The organism is Parasphingorhabdus sp. (assembly GCF_036963705.1).
Lineage (GTDB): Bacteria > Pseudomonadota > Alphaproteobacteria > Sphingomonadales > Sphingomonadaceae > Parasphingorhabdus.
On record NZ_JBALUT010000143.1, the window covers coordinates 1 to 2,316 of the forward strand.

Here is a 2,316-nt window from a genome sequence, read left to right on the forward strand (position 1 = left end):
GTTCGGTGCCGGCATGTACAGCCATGGTTTCGAGATGATCGGTCATGATGCGTCCTTGTGCAAAGAAGTAAGCAGCGTGCCTAATATCAATGCGCCCTCACCGCAACCAAGCTTATCATCGGGGTCGGGCTTTCAGTGACGCGGAACCAAAGGCCGCGCCCGCCGTTGCTTCCCCATTGGCGCCGAAAACCCGCGCACTAAAACGAAGGAAAGCAATATCATGGACCTCATTGATATCCTGCGCTGGACTGCCAGCATCAGCGGCATGATCGCCGCGATACTGGTATCGCTCAACGCTGGTGCCAAAATCACCGGGATCGGCTTCATCATATTTTCCGGCTCGTCGGTGGTCTGGATTGCCGCCTCGCTGATCGATGGTAACAACCCGCTGGCGGTCCAGAATCTGGTGCTGTTCGGGATCAATATTTTCGGGATTTATCGCTATCTGCTGCGCAAGCCCAAGAGCGGCGTCAGCGCTAGCGAGGCTGGCTGACCCCGGATAGGTGAACCCGCAATCCGCCGAACATCCCTTCGCTTTTTGTGCAACCTTTTCCGTCCTGTGCGTTGGTTTAGCAATAGTCAAAAAGGAGAAAGACCATGAGCGACGCCGATATGAAACACAGCACCAACCCCGACGAAATCCGCGAGGAATTCTGGGAATCGATCGCCGACAGCCCGTTCGTGATGATCGCGCTCGACAGCAGCCGCCAGCACAGCATCCCGATGCGCGCGCAGCTCGACAAGGACGCCAACAGCGCGATCTGGTTCTACACCTCGCGCGACAACCGGCTGGCCAAGGGCGGCCCGGCGATGATGCAATATGCGTCAAAGGGCCATGACCTGTTCGCGTGCGTGTCCGGCACCCTGACCGAGGAAACCGACCCGGCGATCATCGACAAGCACTGGAGCAAGCCGGTCGAGGCCTGGTACGAACAGGGCCGTCAGGACCCGAGCCTGCTGATGCTGCGGCTTGATCTCGCCGACGCGGAAATCTGGGAAGCCGATCCTGGCGTCACCGGTCTGTTCAAGATGATGACCGGCATGACGATGAAGGGCGACGAAATGGGCGAACATGCGAAGGTAGCGCTGTAACCAGCAGTCAAATATCGGGATCGACCTCCGCCGCATCCAATGTATCGGAAGGTGGCAGGTCGATCTCGAATATCGAATCCGCCTGCAACACCGGCGGCGTCAGATTGGGCAGTGGCGCCTCGGTGAATTCCGCTGCTACCGGAGCGGCGCGCAAACCCAGCCTGAGCTCGGCCGCCTCGATCGCCAGCGCTTCGGCGGTCTTGCACTGCCGCGCCTCGGCAAAGCCTTTGAGGAACCCCCTGCGGGCGACACCGGCATAGACCGCTCTATCCATTCGGCGGCGAGCGGCATTGGCGCCGGACAATTCCCGCACCGCTCCACGAAACGGAATGAACCCGCCGAGAAAACTCCCGCCTGTTTTCAGCGCCTTGCTAACCACCCCAGATTGTTGCTGCGGTTCATCGGCGTCTGGTCCCAGCACGTCTTCCAGTTTCGCAATTTCCCGCTGCAGCGCCGGACAATCATGTAGACCGCCTAAAGCATAAGGTTCGTCCTGGATCATCAGCAATTCGACCGGAATATCATCCGACCGGAAATTGAGATCGTTGAGCGGCTGGGTCACCGCATCACCGGCATTGCCGATTACACCCTTTTTGCGTTTGCCCTGTTCGGCGAACGCAGGGGCCGCAACCAGTGCGATCACCAGCACAGAAAGCAGCGGAACAGAACGCCAAGACGGGGCCGGACTGGTCCGACCCCGCCTCTCTGTCACCAGTCCGCGCACGTGCGACCCAAAACCTGGCGCCCGCTTACTGTTTCCAGAATCTCGAATGTTGTTCATTTCACCTGACAATGGCCGTTCCCCGTTTGGATGGCTGCTATCATAGCTGACAACCTAGTTAGTCGCCATGCTGCGCTGCTGCGCTTCGGCCTTCATCGTCCGGCCATTGGTGATGTCGGATTGCGCTTTCTCGACCGCGTTCTGTGCCTTTGCCTGCTGCTTCATCGCCTTGGTCAGGTCACTCTGCCCGTCACCCTCGCGATTGTCATTTTTCGCCCAGCTGTCGGCGGCATTGGCAACCCGGTCCGCCCATTTAGCGGCTTCTTTGGGATCGCCCGATTGCGGGACATTCGCAGTCAATTGACGGAATTCGGCCGAAGTGTAACATCGGGTGACTGGTGAGACATTCACTTCATGGCGTTATAGCCTTTCCCGAAGAGCTTCGTAAGGTGTTTTTCCATTAAACGCGCCATGCGGTCTGTGGAAGTTGTAAAACTGCTCCC

At 58.5% G+C, this 2,316-nt stretch carries 4 protein-coding genes and 1 pseudogene; 2 read left to right on the forward strand and 3 right to left on the reverse strand.

Annotation, left to right across the window (positions count from 1 at the left end):
* The first annotated feature begins 220 nt into the window (after positions 1-220).
* Both V7680_RS15455 and V7680_RS15460 read left to right on the forward strand, forming a co-directional pair.
* On the forward strand, positions 221-493 hold the full coding sequence (locus tag V7680_RS15455) for a hypothetical protein (RefSeq protein ID WP_335654144.1): 273 nt from the start codon (positions 221-223) through the stop codon (positions 491-493).
* 104 nt (positions 494-597) lie between these two features.
* Complete coding sequence (locus V7680_RS15460; protein WP_335654145.1) at positions 598-1,092, forward strand: pyridoxamine 5'-phosphate oxidase family protein; 495 nt, start codon at positions 598-600, stop codon at positions 1,090-1,092.
* 7 nt (positions 1,093-1,099) lie between these two features.
* On the opposite strand, the gene V7680_RS15465 is transcribed toward V7680_RS15460, so the two are convergent.
* The 3 genes and pseudogenes from V7680_RS15465 to V7680_RS15475 form a co-directional block, all read right to left on the reverse strand.
* On the reverse strand, positions 1,100-1,804 hold the full coding sequence (locus tag V7680_RS15465; protein WP_335654146.1) for a hypothetical protein: 705 nt from the start codon (positions 1,802-1,804) through the stop codon (positions 1,100-1,102).
* 123 nt (positions 1,805-1,927) lie between these two features.
* A complete protein-coding gene (locus V7680_RS15470) occupies positions 1,928-2,224 on the reverse strand; it encodes a hypothetical protein (RefSeq protein WP_335654147.1) in 297 nt (98 codons plus the stop codon).
* Positions 2,225-2,233: 9 nt separating this feature from the next.
* Positions 2,234-2,316: pseudogene (locus V7680_RS15475) on the reverse strand (IS481 family transposase); the annotation flags it as partial.

Bases quoted from the DNA above. Each gene is read 5' to 3' on its own strand.
- V7680_RS15460 (WP_335654145.1), top strand. From the start codon at position 598: ATGAGCGACGCCGATATGAAACACAGCACCAACCCCGACGAAATCCGC.
- V7680_RS15455 (WP_335654144.1), top strand. From the start codon at position 221: ATGGACCTCATTGATATCCTGCGCTGGACTGCCAGCATCAGCGGCATG.